Consider the following 17175-nt stretch of genomic DNA (forward strand, 5'->3'; position numbering starts at 1 on the left):
CGCCGAAAGGAGACGCCGTGACTCACGCCCCGCTTGCCCACATCCCGGGTCAGGCCCGATTGGCCGCCCGCTATCGGCAGGAACAGCCCGCACCGGCGGCATGGAACGAGACGCTGGATACGCTGCTCTCGCATCGCTCGGTGCGCGCCTTTCGCCCCGATCCGCTGGCCGACGGCGTGCTGGAACTGATCGTGGCGGCGGCGCAATCGGCCTCGACCTCCTCCAACCTTCAGCCCTGGAGCGTGATCGCGGTCAGCGATCCGGAGCGCAAGGCCCGGCTCGCGGCCTTCGCCGGGAACCAGCAGCATATTGTGGAGGCTCCCCTTTTTCTGGTGTGGCTGATCGACCTCCATCGGCTGGAGGGCATCGGTCAGGCCGAGGGGCAGCCGGCGCAGGCACTGACCTATCTGGAAAGCTTTCTGCTGGGCGCGGTGGATACCTCGCTGGCGGCGCAGAATGCGGTTGTCGCGCTGGAATCGCTGGGGCTGGGCGCGGTCTATATCGGCGGCATCCGCAACCGGCCTGAGGATGTGGCGCAGGAGCTCGGACTGCCACCGCAGAGCTTTGCTCTCTTCGGCCTCGCCATCGGCCATCCCGATGCCGGGCGACCCTCCAGCGTCAAGCCGCGCCTGCCGCAGGAGGCGGTGCTGTTTCGCGAAACCTATGGCGGCACGGGGCAGGCCGTTGCAGCCTATAACCGTCATCTGCGTGCTTTCCAGCGCGAGCAGGGCCTGCCCGAAGGTGACTGGAGCGCCATCGTGGCGCACCGGCTGCGCGGTGCCGAGGCTTTGCAGGGTCGCGATACCTTGCGTGATGCGCTTCACCGGCTGGGTTTCGCGCTTGCGTGAAGGTTGATCTGGTTTTGACCATCTTATCCGGGCCCGAAAGCGGAAGCCATGCGGGCGGGTGATGACATGAAGCGTGCTTGACAAGCTGCGCGCTCTGTCCGATATTTCTGTCATGACAGAAATTGCAAACGAGTCGGATAAGCTGCCCGCTGCTGTGGAAGCCTTTGTGCTGCACTGGGGCGATCTGGGTGGGCAATGGGGCGTCAACCGCTCGGTGGCGCAGATTCAGGCGCTGTTGCTGCTCTCCGAACGCCCGCTGACGGCTGAGGATATTTCCGAGAAGCTGGGCATGGCGCGTTCCAACGTGTCGAACAGTTTGAAGGAACTGCTCAATTGGAAGCTGGTGATGCGCGTGCCCGTGCTGGGCGACCGCCGCGATCACTATGTCGCCGAAGCCGACATGTGGCAGATGGCCAGCAAGGTGGCCCAAGGCCGCAAGCAGCGCGAGATCGACCCGATGGTCACCGCGCTGCATGCTGCGATGGAGCATGTCGATGACCCGAAGATCAGCGCCACCGTGCGTGAACGGCTGCACAACATGCATGAGTTCGTCACCACGGTGGATGGCTGGTACAATCAGATGCTGCATGTGCCCCCCGCGCAGATCATGCGGCTGATCAAGCTGGGCTCCAAGGTGATCCATCTGCTCAAATTCGTCGGCCGCAAGGATGCGTCGCAGGGCGGAGGGGGCTGACCTTCATTTGTCCCGTGATTTCTCTTTCTACAGAAATATCTAATCATTCAGGAGGACGGCAAGATGAGCATGACCCTGCGCTCCATCACCACCCCCATGCCGACAGGCCCCCGCCATGCTGCACCTCTGGCAGACCTGCGTTTCCGCCAATTGCTGGGGGCACGGGCCTGGGATTGCCTGCCTGACACGGTACAGCAACGCTTCGGCAAGAGGCTCGGCCCCGGGCAATCGGCCAGCTATGCCGGGCAGGTGCTGGACTGCCGCATGAGCATCGCCGGATGGTTGCTGGCTCAGGCCTGCCGCCTGATCGGCGCGCCGCTGCCGCTGGAGCGCGGCGGCGATCTGGCCGCGGTGGTCAGCGTGACCGAGGATGGTGCCAGCGGCGGGCAGGTCTGGACCCGGCTCTATGCCCGCAGGCAGGGCTTTCCGCAGGTGATCCATTCGGCCAAGCGCTTTGCCGGGCCGACCGGGCTTGAGGAATATCTCGGTCTTGGCTTCGGCATCGCCCTGACCGTCAGTGCCGAAGATCAGGGCATACGCTTTGCCAGCGACCATTATTTCCTGCGTCTGGGGCGGCTGAGGCTGAAGTTGCCCCGCCTGCTGGCCCCGGGTCATCTCACCATCGACCATCTCGACCGGGGCGCTGGTGCCTTTACCTTCACACTGGCGCTGCGCCACCGCCTGCTGGGCGAGCTGATGCGCCAGACCAGCCTGTTCCACGATCAGACTCAAGCGGGAGACCTCGCATGACTGCAACGCTCTGGTTCTTCGTCTTCGTCCAGATGGCCATGGGCGGATCGGACACGCTCTATCACCATGAGGGCACCGAAAGGCTGGCCTGGCGCCCCTCGCAAAAGACCGAATTGCGGCTGCATGGTGTCCGCAATCTGGCCTATGCGCTGCTCTTCGCCGCGCTGGGCTGGAGCGAGCCGCGCGGGTTTTTCGCCATGGCGCTGATCGCGCTGATGGCGGGCGAGCTGGTCATCACCCTGTGGGATTTCGTCGAGGAGGACCGCAGCCGCCATCTGCCTGCTACCGAGCGTGTGCTGCATACGCTGCTGACGCTCAATTACGGCGTGATCCTGGCGCTGCTGGTGCCATGGCTGTGGCATCTGGGCGCGGCACCCACCGCTCTGGTGCCGGTGTGTTATGGCTGGATCAGCGTGTTTTGTGCTTTGGCTGCTGTGGGCGTGATCGTCTCGGGCCTACGCGATCTGGCGGCGGCGCGCCGTTGCGACAGGCTGGTGCGGCCCGATCCGGCGTGGCTTTGCGCGGATCTGGCGGGGCGCCAGTCGGTGCTGGTGACGGGCGGCACGGGCTTTATCGGCGCGCGGCTGGTGGCGGCTCTGGCCAGCGCCGGGCATGAGGTCACCGTGCTGAGCCGCAACCGTGCCAAGGCCTTGCGTCTGGCTGAGGGCTTCCCCCTCCGCATCGTCACCGATCTGGAGGAGATCGCCGACACGGCACGCATCGATGCCATCGTCAATCTGGCCGGCGAGCCCATTTCGGACAGCCCATGGACCCGCGCCAAGCGCCAGCGCATCCTGCGCTCGCGCCTGACGGTCACGCGTGATGTGCTGCGGCTGATCGCAAGGCTGGAACGCAAGCCGGTGCTGGTCAACGGCTCGGCGATGGGCTGGTATGGGCTGCGCGGCGATGAGGTGCTGACCGAAGCCAGCGATGCCAGACCCTGCTTCTCGCATGAGATCTGCGCGCGCTGGGAAAAGGCGGCGTTGAAGGCCGAAGCGCTGGGCGTTCGCACCGTGCTGCTGCGCACCGGTCTGGTGCTGGACCGCGAGGGCGGGATGCTGGCGCGGCTGCTCATGCCGTTCGAATTCGGGCTGGGCGGGCGCTTCGGCACGGGCCGCCACTGGATGAGCTGGATTCATCGCGACGATATGGTGCGCCTGATCATCCATGCGATCGCCACGCCGGAGCTTCGCGGCCCGCTCAACGCCACCGCCCCCGAGCCCGTCACCAACCGCCGGTTCACGCAGGCTCTGGCCGCAGCCTTGCACCGCCCGGCGCTGATCCCCATACCGGCCTGGCCGCTGCGGCTGGTGCTGGGGGATTTTGCCGAGGAGCTGCTGCTTTCCGGCCAGCGTGTGGTGCCGCAAGCGGCGCTGACAAGCGGCTTCCGATTCCGTTACGCGACGATTGATGCGGCAATGCAGGAGATTGTCGGCACACAGGAAGCAGGATGACGGTGCGCAGGCTGAGGATATGGCATAAATCCTTCAGGCGGTGCCGATCAGACCTGACCATCCGTCGCGATACACGCATCACGAGGTCCTTTCGAACGGCCCGGGCGCTGGCTGACAACAGAACAGGCGTCACCTTCAGTGGCAAGGATGATCGGTGAAGCTGCACCGGGCAACGGCAAGTTATAACCCTCGTGACCGATGAGTTCATGTGCGGCTTGCTGTTACGCAATCTGCTCAGCGGCCTGCGGAGAGGTCATCCAGAACACACAAGCCGTTCACCGGTGGTGGCGCCAGCGCTGCTTGACAATGCAGCGGTCTAACCGACAGCGCCTTGACCATGTCGCGATGCTCATGATTTCGCGCTTATGCAAAGGCCATTCAACCGTTTATGCGCGTCAGGCTGATGGCCAAAGTGCCTGCGGATATTAAGGTTTCCTCAACCTTCAGGGACCGCGGACAAGTGCGGTTCCTTAACCATTTCCCTCGCCAAAATCTTGGTTAAAACCGACACGGAGCGCGATATTTATTTTCAAAATACCAAGCGCTCTCCATAGGTTGCTTCAAATCAGGGGGTTGACAGGCCAAGGCTTACTTACATTATTGTCAGCAGTCGTCTGCAAAGGCGATCAGAAGCAACGGTCGCTTGGGGGCACATCAGGCGACCAACAACAGGGACCTGATCATGAGAGAACCCAAACAAGGGGCGCGTTGCGTCCAGATGAGCCTGTTGCTCGGCGTGGCATTCTGCAGCCTGATGCCTGCGGGCATGGCCATGGCGCAGACGGCCAAAACTCCCTCCGATGCGCCAGCACCCGCCGATGATGACAAGGCCGAGGCCAACACCATCGTCGTGACCGGATCGCGCATCGCCACCGCCGTCATCACAGCCCAGCCGATCACGCGCGTGACGGGTGAGGACATTGGCAAGCGTGGCTTTACCAATCTGGGCATGGCGCTGCTCGATCAGCCCGCCTTTGGTGTGCCGGGGAATGGCCCGGTGGGTGGGCAAGGCTCCTTCAGCGCGGGGCAGACCTTTGCCAATCTCTATGACCTTGGCTCGCAACGCACGCTGACGCTGGTCAATGGCAACCGTTTTGTCAGCCCGGCCAGTGGCTCGATTTTCGGGCCCGTCGCGGGTTCGCCGGTCGATCTCTCGCAGATTGCGCCCGGTCTGGTGGATCGTATCGAGGTCGTCTCAGTGGGCGGCGCGCCGATCTATGGTTCGGATGCCATTGCGGGCACCGTCAATGTCATCCTGAAGAAGAACTATCAGGGTCTGGCGATCAATGCTTCGCAGGGCATTTCCGGCCATGGTGATGCGCAGGATTCCAACGTATCCCTGCTGGCAGGCAAGAATTTTGCCGATGGACGCGGCAATATTACCGTCAGCGTCTATTATGACCGTCAGGTCGGCCTGACCAATGCTGACCGCTCCAGCCTGATCGGCGGAACATCGCCCTTCTCCGGTACGGCCACCGCAGGCAAGAGCTATACGCATCAGCTCTATTATGGCGGCAAGAACTACAACACCTTCACCAACACCGGCATCCCGGCCTTTGCCGATGATGTTCCGATCTATGCCGGGCAGGCCTATGCCGGGATCACCAATGCTGCGGGTCAGGTGCTGTATTTCAACAACAGCGGGCAGTTGACGCCCTTCACCAACGGACAGTTGACGGGCAGCGGGCTCTATCAGGCGGGCGGCAGTGGCTTTGCCATCGCCAATTACGACAACTTCCTGGCCGATACGCAGCGCATCCAGGGCACACTGCTGGGCCATTATGACTTCACCGACCACATCCATTTCAGCGGTGAGTTCTGGCTGGGCCGCAACTTCGGCACCAATCTGGCCGCTCAGCCCTATTACAACACCGCGCTTTTCGCAGCCGCGGGGGAGACCAACGGCAATCTGGCGCTCAGCACGGCCAACCCCTATCTGAGCGCGGCTGACCGCCAGACGATCATCAGCAATCTGGCCGCCAATGGCATGCCGACAGATACGTTCTATCTGGCACGCGCCAACACCGATCTGGCCACGGGTTCCTTCCGCACGCGCACAGATCTGGTGCGCGTGGTGGGCGGGCTGAATGGCGATTTCGGCGTGGGTGAGCGCAAGTTCGACTGGGATGTGACCGTCAATTATGGCCGCTCGACCTCCACGACGACCTCGCGTGAGCTGGTGACCCAGAATTTCTACAATGCGCTCAATGCTGTGACCAACAGCAGCGGCCAGATTGCCTGCGCTCCGGGCTATGCCAATGCCAGCTATCCCACACTCAGCAGCACCTGCGCGCCGCTTGACATCTTTGGTTATGGCAATGCCAGCCAGCAGGCGATCAATTACGTCACGGCCATCGCCCAGACGCATCAGGTCAACACCCAGCTGGATGTACAGGCCGATGTGAAGGGGGACCTGATCAAGCTGCCCGGCGGCTATGCCAAGGGCGTGGTGGGCTATGAGTATCGCCGCGAAAGCTCGGCCTTCGATCCGGGCGCATTCTATGCGGGCGAATTGCAGGCCGATGGCAGCCGGGTGCAATATGGCAATACGATCCCGATTACGCCTGTGGGCGGCAAGTTCCACACCAATGAAGTCTTCGGCGAGTTGAATGCGCCGATTATTTCTCCGGACAATGATATTCCCTTTATTTCGAGTCTGGATATCAATGCGGCGGTGCGTTACGTCAATCATAGCCTGACGGGGGGCTTTACCTCCTATACGGCGGGCGGCACCTATGCTCCGGTCAAGGGTTTGACCATTCGCGGTAATTTCACGCGTTCCTTCCGTTCGCCGGCGATTACCGAACTCTTCGCGCCAACCGGCTCGGTGTTCGATACCGCCAATGATCCTTGCGACGCGCGCTACATCAATGCGGGCAACAATCCTGCTGCGCGCAAGGCCAATTGCGCCGCTGCCGGGATCACTCAGCCTTTCACCTCGAATGTGGTGGATTACACGGCGAAGGGCACATCGGGCGGCAATCCGAATTTGCAGAATGAAACCGCCAACAGCTGGACGCTGGGCGCCGTGCTGCAGCCGCATGTGTTGCGTGGGCTGGAGCTTAGCGTTGACTATATCAACATCGATATCGGCAATGAAATCGCGACGCTCAGCCTGACCGATCTGATGTCGGCCTGCTATGATTCCTCGTCGTCCAGCCCCTTCTGCAAGACGTTCACACGTGACAGCACCGGGCAGGTCACCTCTTTTGAGGAAGGCAATTACAACATCGGTCAGGAAGCTTTCCGGGCCTTGCAGGGCAATCTGAAATACAATCTGCCGCTGGAACGCCTTGGTCTGCCCACGTCGGCGGGTGTGCTGGATCTGAACGTCAATTATCTGCACACCTTCCGGCATTACTATCGCGTTGGTTCGGGTGACTTGCAGCAGGTGGTCGGTGCCTCGCGCAATCCTGCGAACACTTTCACGGCAACTGCGAACTATACGCGCAAGTCGTTCAACTGGATGGTTCAGGGCATCTATTACGGGTCCTCGAAGGTCGATCCCAATGTCGATCCTTCGGCCTATCAGTATCCCACCGTTCATTCCTATGTGACGTTCAACACGTCGCTCGGGGTGGATGTTTCGAAGAATGTCAATTTCCGTTTCATCGTCAACAATGTGTTCAATCGTGGGCTGCCGTTCCCCTATTCCATCTTTTCCGAGTCGAGCTATGAAGCGCGGTATTACGATGCCATCATGGGTCGCTACTTCCGCGTGAACGCCAGCGTGAAATTCTAAAAACGCAAGGGTTATACCTCACTTGTTGTTTCCGCGTCATATCTCCGCAGCTTCCAGAAGCTGCGGAGATTGATCATCTGCGGCCGATCCAGCAGATCTGACCTTCCGGGTCAGAAGGTCTGGGCGGTGGGGCGGATGACGATCTGGTTGATGTCCACATCCTCCGGCTGCTCCACCGCAAAGGCGATGGCGTGGGCGACCGAACTGGCCGGAATGGCCTGCTTGTAGAACTCAAGCACCGTCTGCGCCGCCGTGCCGGAGGTGCCCAGCTTCAGGTCGCTTTCCACCGCGCCCGGCTCGATCGAGGTGACACGGATCTTGTCGCCCACCTCCTGACGCAACCCTTCGGAAATCGCGCTGACGGCGAATTTGGTGCCCGAATAGACCGTACCGCCCGGCGCGAAGACCTTGATGCCCGCCACCGAACTCAGATTGATGATATGGCCCGCATTCTGCGCCAGAAAGCGCGGCAGCACCGCCGCAATGCCATAGAGTGTGCCCTTGAGGTTGACGTCGATCATCGCGTCCCACTCATCGGTGTTGACCTCGGCCATGGGGCGGATTGGCATCAGCCCGGCATTGTTGATCAGCACATCGATCCGCCCGAAATCGGCGACGACCCCGGCCACCACCGCCTCGACCTGCGCCTTGTCGGTCACGTCCAGCGCGTAGCTGCGCACTGTGCCGCCTTGCCGGGCGATTTGCGCGGCGACCTCGTCCAGCCGGTCCTTGCGGCGCGCCGCGATGGCCACTTTCGCGCCGCGCGCGGCCAGCAGTCGCGCGGTTTCGGCGCCAAGGCCGCCGTTGCCTCCGGTGATGAGGATGACCTTGTTTTCAATGCCCTGTGTCATGATGTGTGTCCTTTCGAGCGAGCTTAAGCGGTGTAGACGGGGTAATCGGTCAGCCCTTCCGCGCCGCCGCCGTACAGCGTCTCGGCGCGCAGCGGGTTGAGCGGCCAGCCATGGGCGATGCGCGCGGGCAGATCGGGATTGGCGATAAAGCTGCGGCCGAAAGCCACCAGATCGGCCAGCCCGGTGGAAAGCAGCGCATCGGCCCGCTCGGCGGTGTAGCGCCCGGCATAGAGGATGCGCCCGCTGAAGCTGGCGCGCACGGCGCGGCGGAAGGAGAGGGGCAGGTCCGGCGCCTGATCCCAATCGGCCTCGGCGATAGAGAGATAGGCGACGCCTGCCTGCTCCAGCACTTTGATCGCCTCGATATAGGTGTGATGCGGATCGTCCTCGACCAGCCCGATATAGACGCGGTCCTGATCGGTGCTTTCGAACAGCGGTGTGAAGCGCACCCCTAAACGATCCGGCCCGACGGCTTGCGCGACAGCCTCGACGACCTCACGCAGGAAGCGCAGGCGCTTGTCGAGCGAGCCGCCATAGGCATCGCTGCGCGTGTTGGCATGGGCCGAGATAAACTGGTTGACCAGATAGCCGTTGGCCGCGTGGATCTCGACGCCGTCGAAACCGGCTTCGATGGCATTGCGCGCGGCCTGCGCATAAAGCTCCACCAGTTCGGCGATTTCGGCGATGGTCAGCGCGCGGGGCGCCGTGGGGGCGACCAGTTCGCCGGTGCCGGGGCCGGTCTCGACAAAGGCCTTCACCTTCTGCGCCTGAAGCGCGGAGGGGGCCACCGGGGCCTGCTGTCCGGGCTGCAGCAGCGCATGGGACACGCGCCCCACATGCCACAGTTGCGCGAAGATCACGCCGCTCTGCGCATGGACGGCATCGGTCACCTTGCGCCAGCCTGCGATCTGCTCGGCGCTGTAGAGGCCGGGCGTCCAGGCATAGCCCTGACCGCGCGGCTCGATCTGGGCGCCCTCGCTGATCATGAAGCCGGCGCTGGCGCGCTGGGCGTAATATTGGGCCATCAAGTCGGTCGGCACATCGCCGGTGGCGGCGCGCTGGCGGGTCAGCGGGGGCAGGACCATGCGGTTGGGCAAGGTGTGTCGGCCAAGGCGGGTGGGGGAAAAGAGCAGGCTGTCCTTCATGGGATGCAGATCCTTTGCGAAAGGCGCGCGTTATGCAGGCGCGACAAGGCACGCTCCGGCCATGGTTTGGGCGGAGTTGCGGTGCGAGCGGGTGGGGGATTAATCGCGACGGGGGCGATGGAGGCTGGGCCACCAGCCGCCAAAACCTTCCAGTGCCATGCGGAGCGCCGTGATTTCGTCCGGATAGAAGGGCTGTCCGGCGATCAGTATGCCGAGCCAGCGCTGCAGGAGAGCCATCATCCTTCTCCTTGGGGATGGGCGTCGGCGCGCATGCCGGGGCCGCTGATCCCGATGGTGTGAGGCCATCGGGATCGGGCCGGGCGCTCAGGCCTTGATGGTCAGCGCATCGACCAGTGCGCGGGCCGCGGCAAAGGAGGAGCCGGGGTTCTGGCCGGTGATGAGCAGCCCGTCCTGAAGCACATAGGAGCCCCAGTCCGGCCCGCGCGAGAAGATGCCGCCCTTGGCCTTCAGCTCATCCTCGACGAGAAAGGGGACCACCTCGGTCAGGCCCACGGCCTCTTCCTCGCTGTTGGTGAAGCCGGTGACGCGCTTGCCCTCGACCAGCGGGCGGCCTTCGGGGGTCTTCACATGGCGCAGCACGCCCGGAGCATGGCAGACCAGCGCGGTGGGCTTGCCCGCGGCCAGAAAGGCTTCGATCAACGCGATGGAGGTGGTGTCCTCGGCCAGATCCCACAGCGGGCCATGGCCGCCGGGATAGAAGACCGCATCGAAATCGCCCTGATCGACATCGGCAAGGCGCAGCGTGCTGGCCAATTGCGCGGTGGCGGCGGGATCGGCCTCGAAACGGCGGGTGTCGTCGGTCTGGAAGGCGGGTTCGTTGCTCTTGGGATCAAGCGGGGGCTGGCCGCCCTTGGGCGAGGCCAGCGTGATCTGCGCCCCGGCATCCTGGAAGGCGTAATAGGGGGCGGCCAGTTCCTCGATCCAGAAGCCGGTCTTGCGGCCCGTGTTGCCGAGCGTGTCATGCGAGGTGAGAACCATCAGGATTTTCATGTCAGAACTCCTTGCTGTCTGTGCTGTGGGGGGTGGCGTTGGAATATATTAGACTAGTCGTCTTGTAATTCGGGTCGATCGGCGCTGTCGCTTTCGCCATGCGATCGCGGCAGCGCTGCCGACAGCGACTCAGATAGCCCTATATAGACCGGTCGTCTAGTAAAATTTCTCATGGTCGGATTTTGCCCGATATCCGGAGGAAGCGTCCTTCAAGGTCCATGAATTTCTGGATTATGGCGATGGATCTCCTCACGCTTCCCTTTTTGAGCCGACTGGTCTATGAGGGCGCGCAAGAAAGGTTGCGATCATGTCGGTGATGGAAAAGGATACACGCAGCGTCATTCTGGCGACAGGGCAGACGATCATGAGCCGCAAGGGCTTTTCCGGCGTCGGCCTGACCGAAATCCTGGCCGAGGCGGGGGTGCCCAAGGGCTCCTTCTACCATTATTTCAAATCCAAGGATGCCTTTGGCGAGGCGCTGCTGGATGCCTATTTCGACGACTATCTCGCCGGGATCGATGCCATTCTGGCCAAGCCCGGCCTGACCGGCGCGGAACGGCTGATGCTCTATTTCGCCAATTGGTGCGAAAATCAGGGCGCTTTTGACTGTCAGGGCCGCTGTCTGGCGGTCAAGCTGGGGGCGGAGGTGTCCGACCTGTCGGAGCCGATGCGGCTTGCGCTCAAAGCGGGCACCAACGGCATCATCGGGCGGATGCAGATCATGATCGAGGCCGGCGCGGCGGATGGCTCGCTGCGGGTACAGAGCAATGCTGCGGATCTGGCGGCGACGCTCTATTACCAGTGGCTGGGTGCCAGCGTGATGGTCAAGATTGTCCGCACGCATGATCCTTTCGAAAAGGCCATGGCGGCCACGCGTCTGGCGCTGGGCATGGCGACCCGCTAACCCCCTCCCTGCCTGCGGGGCAGCGGTTACGCCAGCCGCAGCACGGCTGCCCCGAGCGCGATGATGCCCACGCCGATGAGCTTGGCCCTGCTGACATGCTCGCGCAGCAGCAGCGCCGCGATGGCGACACCGAACAGGATCGAGGTCTCGCGCAGGGCCGCCACCACGGCCACGGGCGCCACCGTCATCGCCCAGAGCGCCAGACCATAGGACCCGGCTGTGCCGACTCCGCCGACCAATCCCAGCGCCCAGTTCTGGCGGGCGTAATACAAAAGGTTGCGCCGCTGCATGGTCAGAGCCCAGCCTGCCAGAACCATCCCTGTCAGCAGGAAGATCCACAAGGTGTAAGCGGGTGGCGCGCCTGAACGCCGCACGCCGATCGCGTCGATCAGCGTATAGCCGGCGATGACGATCGCATTGCCCAGCGCCATAACGATGCCCGCTCTGCTCGCATGGCGGGCGGCCCGCGCCATGCTGAGGATGCCCATGCAGATGATCGCCACGCCCAGCCATGCGGCGCGCGACAAAGGCTCGCCCATCAGCGTGAGGCTGGCCAGCGCGACCAGCAGCGGCGCCGTTCCGCGCATCAGCGGATAGGCAAGGCTCATATCGGCAATGCGGTAGGTGCGCGCCACCAGCACGAAATAGCCGATCTGCAGGATGGTCGATGCGGCGATGAACGGCCAGCTCGCCCGCGCGGGGGGCGGCAGAAACGGCAAGGCCGCCGCCGCGATCAGGGCCGCCGATGCCGTCACGAGAATGGTCGTCAGCAGCGTGTCGCCGCCCCGCTTCACGATGGCATTCCAGGAGGCGTGAAGGATCGCACCCAGCAGCACGATGGCAAAGACGGTCAGGCTCATGCAGCGCCTCCTAGAAGCTTGAGGCGCGGTTGTCTCCTTACCATCCTGTGGCAGGGCGGGCCTCGCGCATCAGTCAGTCAGCAGCTTTTGCACCTTGCCGGAGAGGGTTTCCACATCGAAGGGCTTGGTGAGGACCTGCGTGTCCTGAAGCGGCGCTGAAAGCGGATCGGCTCGCCGGTGCCCAGCACCCGGTCGTAATCGTCATACCAGCTTTCGGCTTCGTCGGGGAAATTGTCGCGGATGGTCTGGCCGCTCAGATCGGGAATGCCGAACATCGTCAGCATCGCCCGGTTCATCGCGACATAGCGGTAATTGCGCAGGCCATCGCCGCGCAGGGGTAGCTTCTCGATAAAGCAGACCCCTTCATCGAGCCTGTCGAACAGGGCCCGATAGCGGTTGCGGACGGATGCGTTCTCTCCCATGCCCGAGTGATAGCCGAAACGGCGGGGCGGAGAAGCGAATTCAGGTGCCGGATGCGATCAGAAGATTGGGCCCCGGCGTAAAGGTGAGGGGCCAGCGACTGCCGGCGCTGACCCCTCTTTTGACAGCGGGGAGTCTCGGACCGCCATCAAAATGCTGTGCAGCCTGCCGGATTACCAGCAGCGGTCCCAGCGACAGCGGTCGTCATGGCGCATGTCCCAATAGCGGCGCTCCTGCTCGTGGCGCCAGTGCCAGTCGCGGCGGGCCTGCCAATAGCCACCATCGCGGTAGCCATCGCGATATCCGTCCCGGTGCCAGCCGTCGCCGTAACGGGCTTCCCAGCCATGGCGCGGGCCCCATTCCTGGGCGCTTGCACTCGAAGCCATGCCCAGCGTTCCGAAAAGAGTTGCAGCCATCACAGCTGCCGTGATGATCTTGCGCATGTCCCTTACTCCATCGAAGTTCTGTGATCAGCTCTAGGAGGAGTCGATTGAACGGGGCGTGGCTCTGTTGATTTTATATGTTCATCTTGGGGGAGGAGATATTGGCGCGCAGCGCGTTTTACCCCCGCGTTTTTGGCGGATCAGGCCGGTTTTGTCCTTGGGGCGGATGCTGAAACGTCAGGGCGAGCTTCCGTTCGATGGAACAGATGGAGCAGCAAGGCCAGCGTGGCGAGGCTGCCGCCCAGCATTCCCACACCATGCCATCCCGCCGCCTGCCAGACGGTCATCGCCAGTGCCGATCCCAGCGCTCCGCCCAGAAACATGCCGCCCATAAACAGCGTGTTGAGCCGGGCGCGGGCCTCGGGCCGCAGCGCATAGACGCTATGCTGGTGCGAGATCAGCGCGCCCTGCACCGCCAGATCCAGCACGATGCAGCCGATCGCCAGCCCCGCCAGCCCATGCGACAGGCCAGCGATGGCCCAGCCCAGAATGGTCAGGATCGTGCCGGCCGTGATGGCGGCGCCCGGCCCGCGCCGGTCGGCCAGATGGCCTGCCAGAGGTGCCGCGAAAACACCCGCCGCGCCCACGATGCCGAACATGCCCGCCACCGAAGAGCCATGGCCCAATTGCTGCACATAAAGCGCCAGAATGCTCCAGAAAGCGCTGAAGGCGGCAAAAAGCAGGGCCTGTGTCAGGGTGGAGCGGCGCAGCACCGGCAGATCGCGCCACAGATGCCACAGCGAACCGAGCAATGCAGGATAGGACGGCCCTTTCTCCGGGCGGGAATGAGGCAGGGCTGCCTGCAGCACGCCGCCCGCCACGATCGCCAGCGGCACGCCCAGCCAGAACATGCTGCGCCATCCGGCCTGCTGCGCCACAAAGCCCGCCAGCGTGCGGCTGAGCAGAATGCCCAGCAGCAGCCCGGCCATCACCTTGCCGATCACCGCGCCGCGCCGGGCGGGCGGGGCCATATGCGCGGCCAGCGGTACGATCTGCTGCGCCACCGTGGCCAGTGCCCCGACCGCCAGCGAACCCAGCAGCAGCGCCGATCCCGAGGGCGCCAGCGCCGCCCCCGCCAGCGCCACGGCCAGCGTGAGGAACTGCGCCACGATCAGCCGCCGCCGCTCGACAAGATCGCCCAGCGGCACCAGCAGGAACAGGCCCAGCGCATAGCCCAGCTGTGTGATGGTGGGCACGAAGCGGGCGGCGGTGCCGGGCAGATCGCCTTCGATCAGGCCCAGCATCGGCTGGTTGTAGTAGATGTTGGCCACCGCCAGACCGGTGGTGGCCGCCATGATGATGGTCAGGCCCGAGCGCAGGGGCTGCGTTGCGGGGGCGTTCATGCTGTCACCGTGCGTTCGGCCAGTTGCGCCAGCGTGGGATAATCGGTGTAGCCACGCGCATCGCCGCCGAAGAAGCTGGCCGGATCGCCTTCATTCAGCGGGGCGTCGAGGCGCAGCCTTTCGGGCAGGTCGGGATTGGCCAGAAAGGGGCGGCCAAAGGCGATCAGATCGCCGCGACCATCGGCCAGCGCCTGCTCGGCATTCCAGTGCGTGTAACCGCCCGCCAGAATGATCGGGCCGGAAAAGGCGGCGCGGATGTCACGCATCAGGGCCTGCGCGCGCGGATCGGTTTCGGTGGCGATTTCGCGGCCTTTCACCGTGGGTTCGACCAGATGGAGATAAGCCAGATCGCGCTTGTCCAGTTCGGCGATCACATGGTGGAACAGCGCTTCGGGATCGGCCTCATCCATGCCGAAGGACTTGCCCATAGGGGAAAGGCGCAAGCCCACACGCTGGCTGCCGATGGCGGCGCTGACGGCGTCGACCACCTCCAGCAGCAGGCGGGCGCGGTTTTCAGGGGCGCCGCCGTAGCGATCGGTGCGCCAGTTGCTGGCGCTGTTGAGGAACTGGTCGAGCAGATAGCCATTGGCGGCGTGGATTTCCACCGCATCCAGCCCGGCGGCGATGGCATTGCGCGCGGCCTGCACATAATCGGCCACGATCAGCTGAATGCCGGCGATGGTCAGCGCCTGCGGCTCGGGAATGTCGGCATAGACGCCCTGGCCGTTCTCGCCCGGGATAAAGGCTTTGGCGGGCACCGGCATGGCAGTGGGGGCCACGGGGCGGGCGCCGCCCGGCTGGAAAACCGTGTGCGAGACGCGGCCTACATGCCAGAGCTGCATGGCGATGCGTCCGCCTTCCTGATGCACGGCATCGGCCACCTTGGCCCAGCCTTCGATCTGGGCCTGCGTGTGGATGCCGGGGGTCCAGGCATAGCCCTGTCCCTGCTGGGAAATCTGGGTGGCCTCGGTGATGATCAGCGCGGCGGAGGCGCGCTGCCGATAATATTCGATGGCCAGCGGAGAGGGCACATTCCCCGCAGCGGCGCGCGAGCGGGTGAGCGGTGCCATGACGATCCGGCTGGGCAGATCGAGTGCGCCGATGCGGGTGGGGGCGAAAAGCAGATCAGACATGAGGGGCACTCCGTTGGGACGGGGCCTTGCGGGGCGGCGTCCGGGTTGATGTGCATCATCTGCCCCGCTTTGGATTGTATGATAATCGGCTTATTATCGTGATAATCTTTGCAGATTGCGCAAAGATCAAAGCGCGCGGTCCCAATAGGGTGGCGTGCCGAAACGCGCCGCCAGAAAATCGACAAAGGCGCGCACTTTCGCCGAACCCTTGCGGTCGGGCAGGTAGAGGGCGTGGATGCCGCCCTCCGCTGTCGGGGTCAGGCCGGGGCGCCCGATCTCGGCCTGCCAAGCTGTCAGGACCGGGCGCAGTGTGCCCTGCGCGATGTCCTCGCCCACCAGCCATGTGGGCAGCGTCACCAGCCCGAAACCGGCAAGGGCGGCTTCCTTCAGCGCCTCGGCCTGGTTGGCGCGGAGGGGGCCTTTGACGCGGATCTGTTCGACGCGCTCGCCCTGCGTGAAGCGCCAGCGCCTTTCGCCATCGGCAAAGGCGAAGGTCAGGCAGGCATGATTGGCCAGATCCTGAGGCGTGGCGGGCGTGCCATGCTGCGCCAGATAGGCGGGGCTGGCGCAGGTGATCCGGCGATGCGGTGCCAGCCGCCGAGCGATCAGGCTGGAGGAATCGAGCACGCCCAGCCGCACCGCGACATCGATCCGCTGCTCGACCAGATTGACCACCGCATCGCTCATCAGCAGATCCAGTTCGATGGCGGGATATTCGGCCATGAAACGCGGCAGGAAGGGCGTGACATGCAAGCGGGCAAAGGAGGCGGGCAGGCTGACGCGCAGCAGGCCGCGGGGAGGTCCGTCACGCTCGCGGATGCTGCGGTTGGCTTCGGCAAGATCGGCCAGCAGGCGGGTGGCCTGCGGATAATAGGCCTCGCCCGCCGTGGTCAGCGAGACGCGTCTTGTGGAGCGGTTGAGCAGCGTGACGCCCAGCGCCGCCTCCAGCGCATCGACATGGCGCGTGAAGGAGGAGGCCGCTTGCCCGGCCCGGCGCGCGGCGGGCGCAAAACCGCCTTCCTCCACCACGGCCACAAAGGCCCCGAGCGCTGCGAACATATCCATGCTCACCCTCATAGCGCGCGTGGGGGTGAAGCCAAGCTTTGGTGCCGGGGCTCTAGGTGCCGTGCCGGAAGGTGGCGGTGGTGCCGCCGTCGATCACAGAGGCGCTGCCGGTGGTCAGGGCTCCATCCGGGCCTATCAGAAGGGCTACCAGATGGGCCACTGCATCGGGCGTGCCTGTGCGTTTGGCCACGTTGAACGACCCAGCTAGGCCGCTTGCCTCAGCTGGATCGGCCATTTCTTCAGAACTGTCGCTGGTTGGCCCGATTTTAGCCCGGCGCTGACATCTCCAGCAGCGGTCCGTGCGCCGATGGCTGCGGCATATCTTCGCTGCCGGGCTGCGTGGCGCGGCGTCTGAATTCGGCAGCCATCGCCTGATGCATCTGACGCGCTGCCGAGTCGTTGGTCGAGGCGGCAAGTCTATCGTGCATCTGCGCCCTTTCGAAGCAATCCGACCGATTGTCCGAATGTGTCATGGGATAAACTCCTAACCCATGCTTCCCGAATATTGTCAA

The 17175-nt window shown here is 63.9% G+C and carries 18 protein-coding genes; 6 read left to right on the forward strand and 12 right to left on the reverse strand.

Going from position 1 to position 17175, the window contains the following annotated elements; all coding sequences use genetic code 11:
• Positions 1-17 precede the first annotated feature (17 nt).
• The 5 genes from HGK27_RS26815 (at position 18) to HGK27_RS26835 (ending at position 7488) form a co-directional block, all read left to right on the forward strand.
• Entirely contained in the window at positions 18-848 is an 831-nt protein-coding gene (locus HGK27_RS26815; RefSeq protein WP_206243868.1) for an NADPH-dependent oxidoreductase, read from the forward strand.
• Positions 849-960: 112 nt separating this feature from the next.
• Positions 961-1542: a GbsR/MarR family transcriptional regulator gene (locus HGK27_RS26820; RefSeq protein ID WP_206243869.1), complete on the forward strand. Its 582-nt coding sequence runs from the start codon at positions 961-963 to the stop codon at positions 1540-1542.
• A 63-nt stretch (positions 1543-1605) separates the two neighbouring features.
• A complete protein-coding gene (locus HGK27_RS26825; RefSeq protein WP_322099057.1) occupies positions 1606-2292 on the forward strand; it encodes a DUF4166 domain-containing protein in 687 nt (228 codons plus the stop codon).
• The gene (locus HGK27_RS26830) at positions 2289-3746 is read left to right on the forward strand and encodes a TIGR01777 family oxidoreductase (RefSeq protein WP_206243870.1); all 1458 of its coding nucleotides are present in this window, start codon (positions 2289-2291) and stop codon (positions 3744-3746) included. The genes HGK27_RS26825 and HGK27_RS26830 overlap by 4 nt, the downstream gene beginning before the upstream one ends.
• A 682-nt stretch (positions 3747-4428) precedes the next feature.
• Positions 4429-7488, forward strand: coding sequence for a TonB-dependent receptor domain-containing protein (locus tag HGK27_RS26835; RefSeq protein ID WP_241127517.1), 3060 nt, complete (start codon positions 4429-4431; stop codon positions 7486-7488).
• A 110-nt stretch (positions 7489-7598) separates the two neighbouring features.
• On the opposite strand, the gene HGK27_RS26840 is transcribed toward HGK27_RS26835, so the two are convergent.
• The 4 genes from HGK27_RS26840 to HGK27_RS26855 all read right to left on the reverse strand — a co-directional run bounded on the left by HGK27_RS26840 (position 7599) and on the right by HGK27_RS26855 (position 10495).
• A complete protein-coding gene (locus tag HGK27_RS26840) occupies positions 7599-8339 on the reverse strand; it encodes an SDR family oxidoreductase (protein WP_206243871.1) in 741 nt (246 codons plus the stop codon).
• A 23-nt stretch (positions 8340-8362) separates the two neighbouring features.
• Positions 8363-9484: an alkene reductase gene (locus HGK27_RS26845; RefSeq protein ID WP_206243872.1), complete on the reverse strand. Its 1122-nt coding sequence runs from the start codon at positions 9482-9484 to the stop codon at positions 8363-8365.
• A 99-nt stretch (positions 9485-9583) separates the two neighbouring features.
• On the reverse strand, positions 9584-9724 hold the full coding sequence (locus HGK27_RS26850; RefSeq protein WP_206243873.1) for a hypothetical protein: 141 nt from the start codon (positions 9722-9724) through the stop codon (positions 9584-9586).
• 84 nt (positions 9725-9808) lie between these two features.
• Positions 9809-10495 carry a type 1 glutamine amidotransferase domain-containing protein gene (locus HGK27_RS26855; RefSeq protein ID WP_206243874.1) on the reverse strand — a complete coding sequence of 229 codons (687 nt, stop codon included), beginning with the start codon at positions 10493-10495 and terminating at the stop codon, positions 9809-9811.
• A gap of 307 nt (positions 10496-10802) precedes the next feature.
• On the opposite strand from HGK27_RS26855, the gene HGK27_RS26860 reads away from it, so the two are divergent.
• Entirely contained in the window at positions 10803-11399 is a 597-nt protein-coding gene (locus HGK27_RS26860) for a TetR/AcrR family transcriptional regulator (protein WP_206243875.1), read from the forward strand.
• 26 nt (positions 11400-11425) lie between these two features.
• Here the strand turns inward: HGK27_RS26860 and HGK27_RS26865 are convergent, their stop codons facing one another.
• The 8 genes from HGK27_RS26865 to HGK27_RS26900 form a co-directional block, all read right to left on the reverse strand.
• Entirely contained in the window at positions 11426-12259 is an 834-nt protein-coding gene (locus HGK27_RS26865) for an EamA family transporter (protein ID WP_206243876.1), read from the reverse strand.
• A 77-nt stretch (positions 12260-12336) separates the two neighbouring features.
• Positions 12337-12681: a PAS domain-containing protein gene (locus HGK27_RS26870; RefSeq protein WP_206243877.1), complete on the reverse strand. Its 345-nt coding sequence runs from the start codon at positions 12679-12681 to the stop codon at positions 12337-12339.
• A gap of 171 nt (positions 12682-12852) precedes the next feature.
• Positions 12853-13122 carry a hypothetical protein gene (locus tag HGK27_RS26875; protein WP_206243878.1) on the reverse strand — a complete coding sequence of 90 codons (270 nt, stop codon included), beginning with the start codon at positions 13120-13122 and terminating at the stop codon, positions 12853-12855.
• 140 nt (positions 13123-13262) lie between these two features.
• Positions 13263-14465: an MFS transporter gene (locus tag HGK27_RS26880; RefSeq protein ID WP_241127518.1), complete on the reverse strand. Its 1203-nt coding sequence runs from the start codon at positions 14463-14465 to the stop codon at positions 13263-13265.
• The gene (locus HGK27_RS26885; RefSeq protein WP_206243879.1) at positions 14462-15598 is read right to left on the reverse strand and encodes an alkene reductase; all 1137 of its coding nucleotides are present in this window, start codon (positions 15596-15598) and stop codon (positions 14462-14464) included. Before HGK27_RS26885 ends, HGK27_RS26880 begins: the two co-directional genes overlap by 4 nt.
• 126 nt (positions 15599-15724) lie before the next feature.
• On the reverse strand, positions 15725-16663 hold the full coding sequence (locus HGK27_RS26890) for a LysR family transcriptional regulator (RefSeq protein ID WP_206243880.1): 939 nt from the start codon (positions 16661-16663) through the stop codon (positions 15725-15727).
• A gap of 52 nt (positions 16664-16715) precedes the next feature.
• Positions 16716-16853, reverse strand: a complete 138-nt coding sequence (locus tag HGK27_RS26895) for a hypothetical protein (RefSeq protein WP_206243881.1) — start codon at positions 16851-16853, stop codon at positions 16716-16718.
• Positions 16854-16929: 76 nt separating this feature from the next.
• Entirely contained in the window at positions 16930-17136 is a 207-nt protein-coding gene (locus HGK27_RS26900; RefSeq protein WP_206245638.1) for a hypothetical protein, read from the reverse strand.
• Between the last annotated feature and the right edge of the window lie 39 nt (positions 17137-17175).

Source organism: Novosphingobium terrae, from assembly GCF_017163935.1.
Taxonomy (GTDB): domain Bacteria; phylum Pseudomonadota; class Alphaproteobacteria; order Sphingomonadales; family Sphingomonadaceae; genus Novosphingobium; species Novosphingobium terrae.

Coding starts and splice junctions, on each gene's coding strand:
- HGK27_RS26820 (WP_206243869.1), top strand. CDS start 961: ATGACAGAAATTGCAAACGAGTCGGATAAGCTGCCCGCTGCTGTGGAA.
- HGK27_RS26825 (WP_322099057.1), top strand. CDS start 1,606: ATGAGCATGACCCTGCGCTCCATCACCACCCCCATGCCGACAGGCCCC.
- HGK27_RS26830 (WP_206243870.1), top strand. CDS start 2,289: ATGACTGCAACGCTCTGGTTCTTCGTCTTCGTCCAGATGGCCATGGGC.
- HGK27_RS26835 (WP_241127517.1), top strand. CDS start 4,429: ATGAGAGAACCCAAACAAGGGGCGCGTTGCGTCCAGATGAGCCTGTTG.
- HGK27_RS26840 (WP_206243871.1), bottom strand. CDS start 8,339: ATGACACAGGGCATTGAAAACAAGGTCATCCTCATCACCGGAGGCAAC.
- HGK27_RS26845 (WP_206243872.1), bottom strand. CDS start 9,484: ATGAAGGACAGCCTGCTCTTTTCCCCCACCCGCCTTGGCCGACACACC.
- HGK27_RS26850 (WP_206243873.1), bottom strand. CDS start 9,724: ATGATGGCTCTCCTGCAGCGCTGGCTCGGCATACTGATCGCCGGACAG.
- HGK27_RS26855 (WP_206243874.1), bottom strand. CDS start 10,495: ATGAAAATCCTGATGGTTCTCACCTCGCATGACACGCTCGGCAACACG.
- HGK27_RS26860 (WP_206243875.1), top strand. CDS start 10,803: ATGTCGGTGATGGAAAAGGATACACGCAGCGTCATTCTGGCGACAGGG.
- HGK27_RS26865 (WP_206243876.1), bottom strand. CDS start 12,259: ATGAGCCTGACCGTCTTTGCCATCGTGCTGCTGGGTGCGATCCTTCAC.
- HGK27_RS26870 (WP_206243877.1), bottom strand. CDS start 12,681: ATGGGAGAGAACGCATCCGTCCGCAACCGCTATCGGGCCCTGTTCGAC.
- HGK27_RS26875 (WP_206243878.1), bottom strand. CDS start 13,122: ATGCGCAAGATCATCACGGCAGCTGTGATGGCTGCAACTCTTTTCGGA.
- HGK27_RS26880 (WP_241127518.1), bottom strand. CDS start 14,465: ATGAACGCCCCCGCAACGCAGCCCCTGCGCTCGGGCCTGACCATCATC.
- HGK27_RS26885 (WP_206243879.1), bottom strand. CDS start 15,598: ATGTCTGATCTGCTTTTCGCCCCCACCCGCATCGGCGCACTCGATCTG.
- HGK27_RS26890 (WP_206243880.1), bottom strand. CDS start 16,663: ATGGATATGTTCGCAGCGCTCGGGGCCTTTGTGGCCGTGGTGGAGGAA.
- HGK27_RS26900 (WP_206245638.1), bottom strand. CDS start 17,136: ATGACACATTCGGACAATCGGTCGGATTGCTTCGAAAGGGCGCAGATG.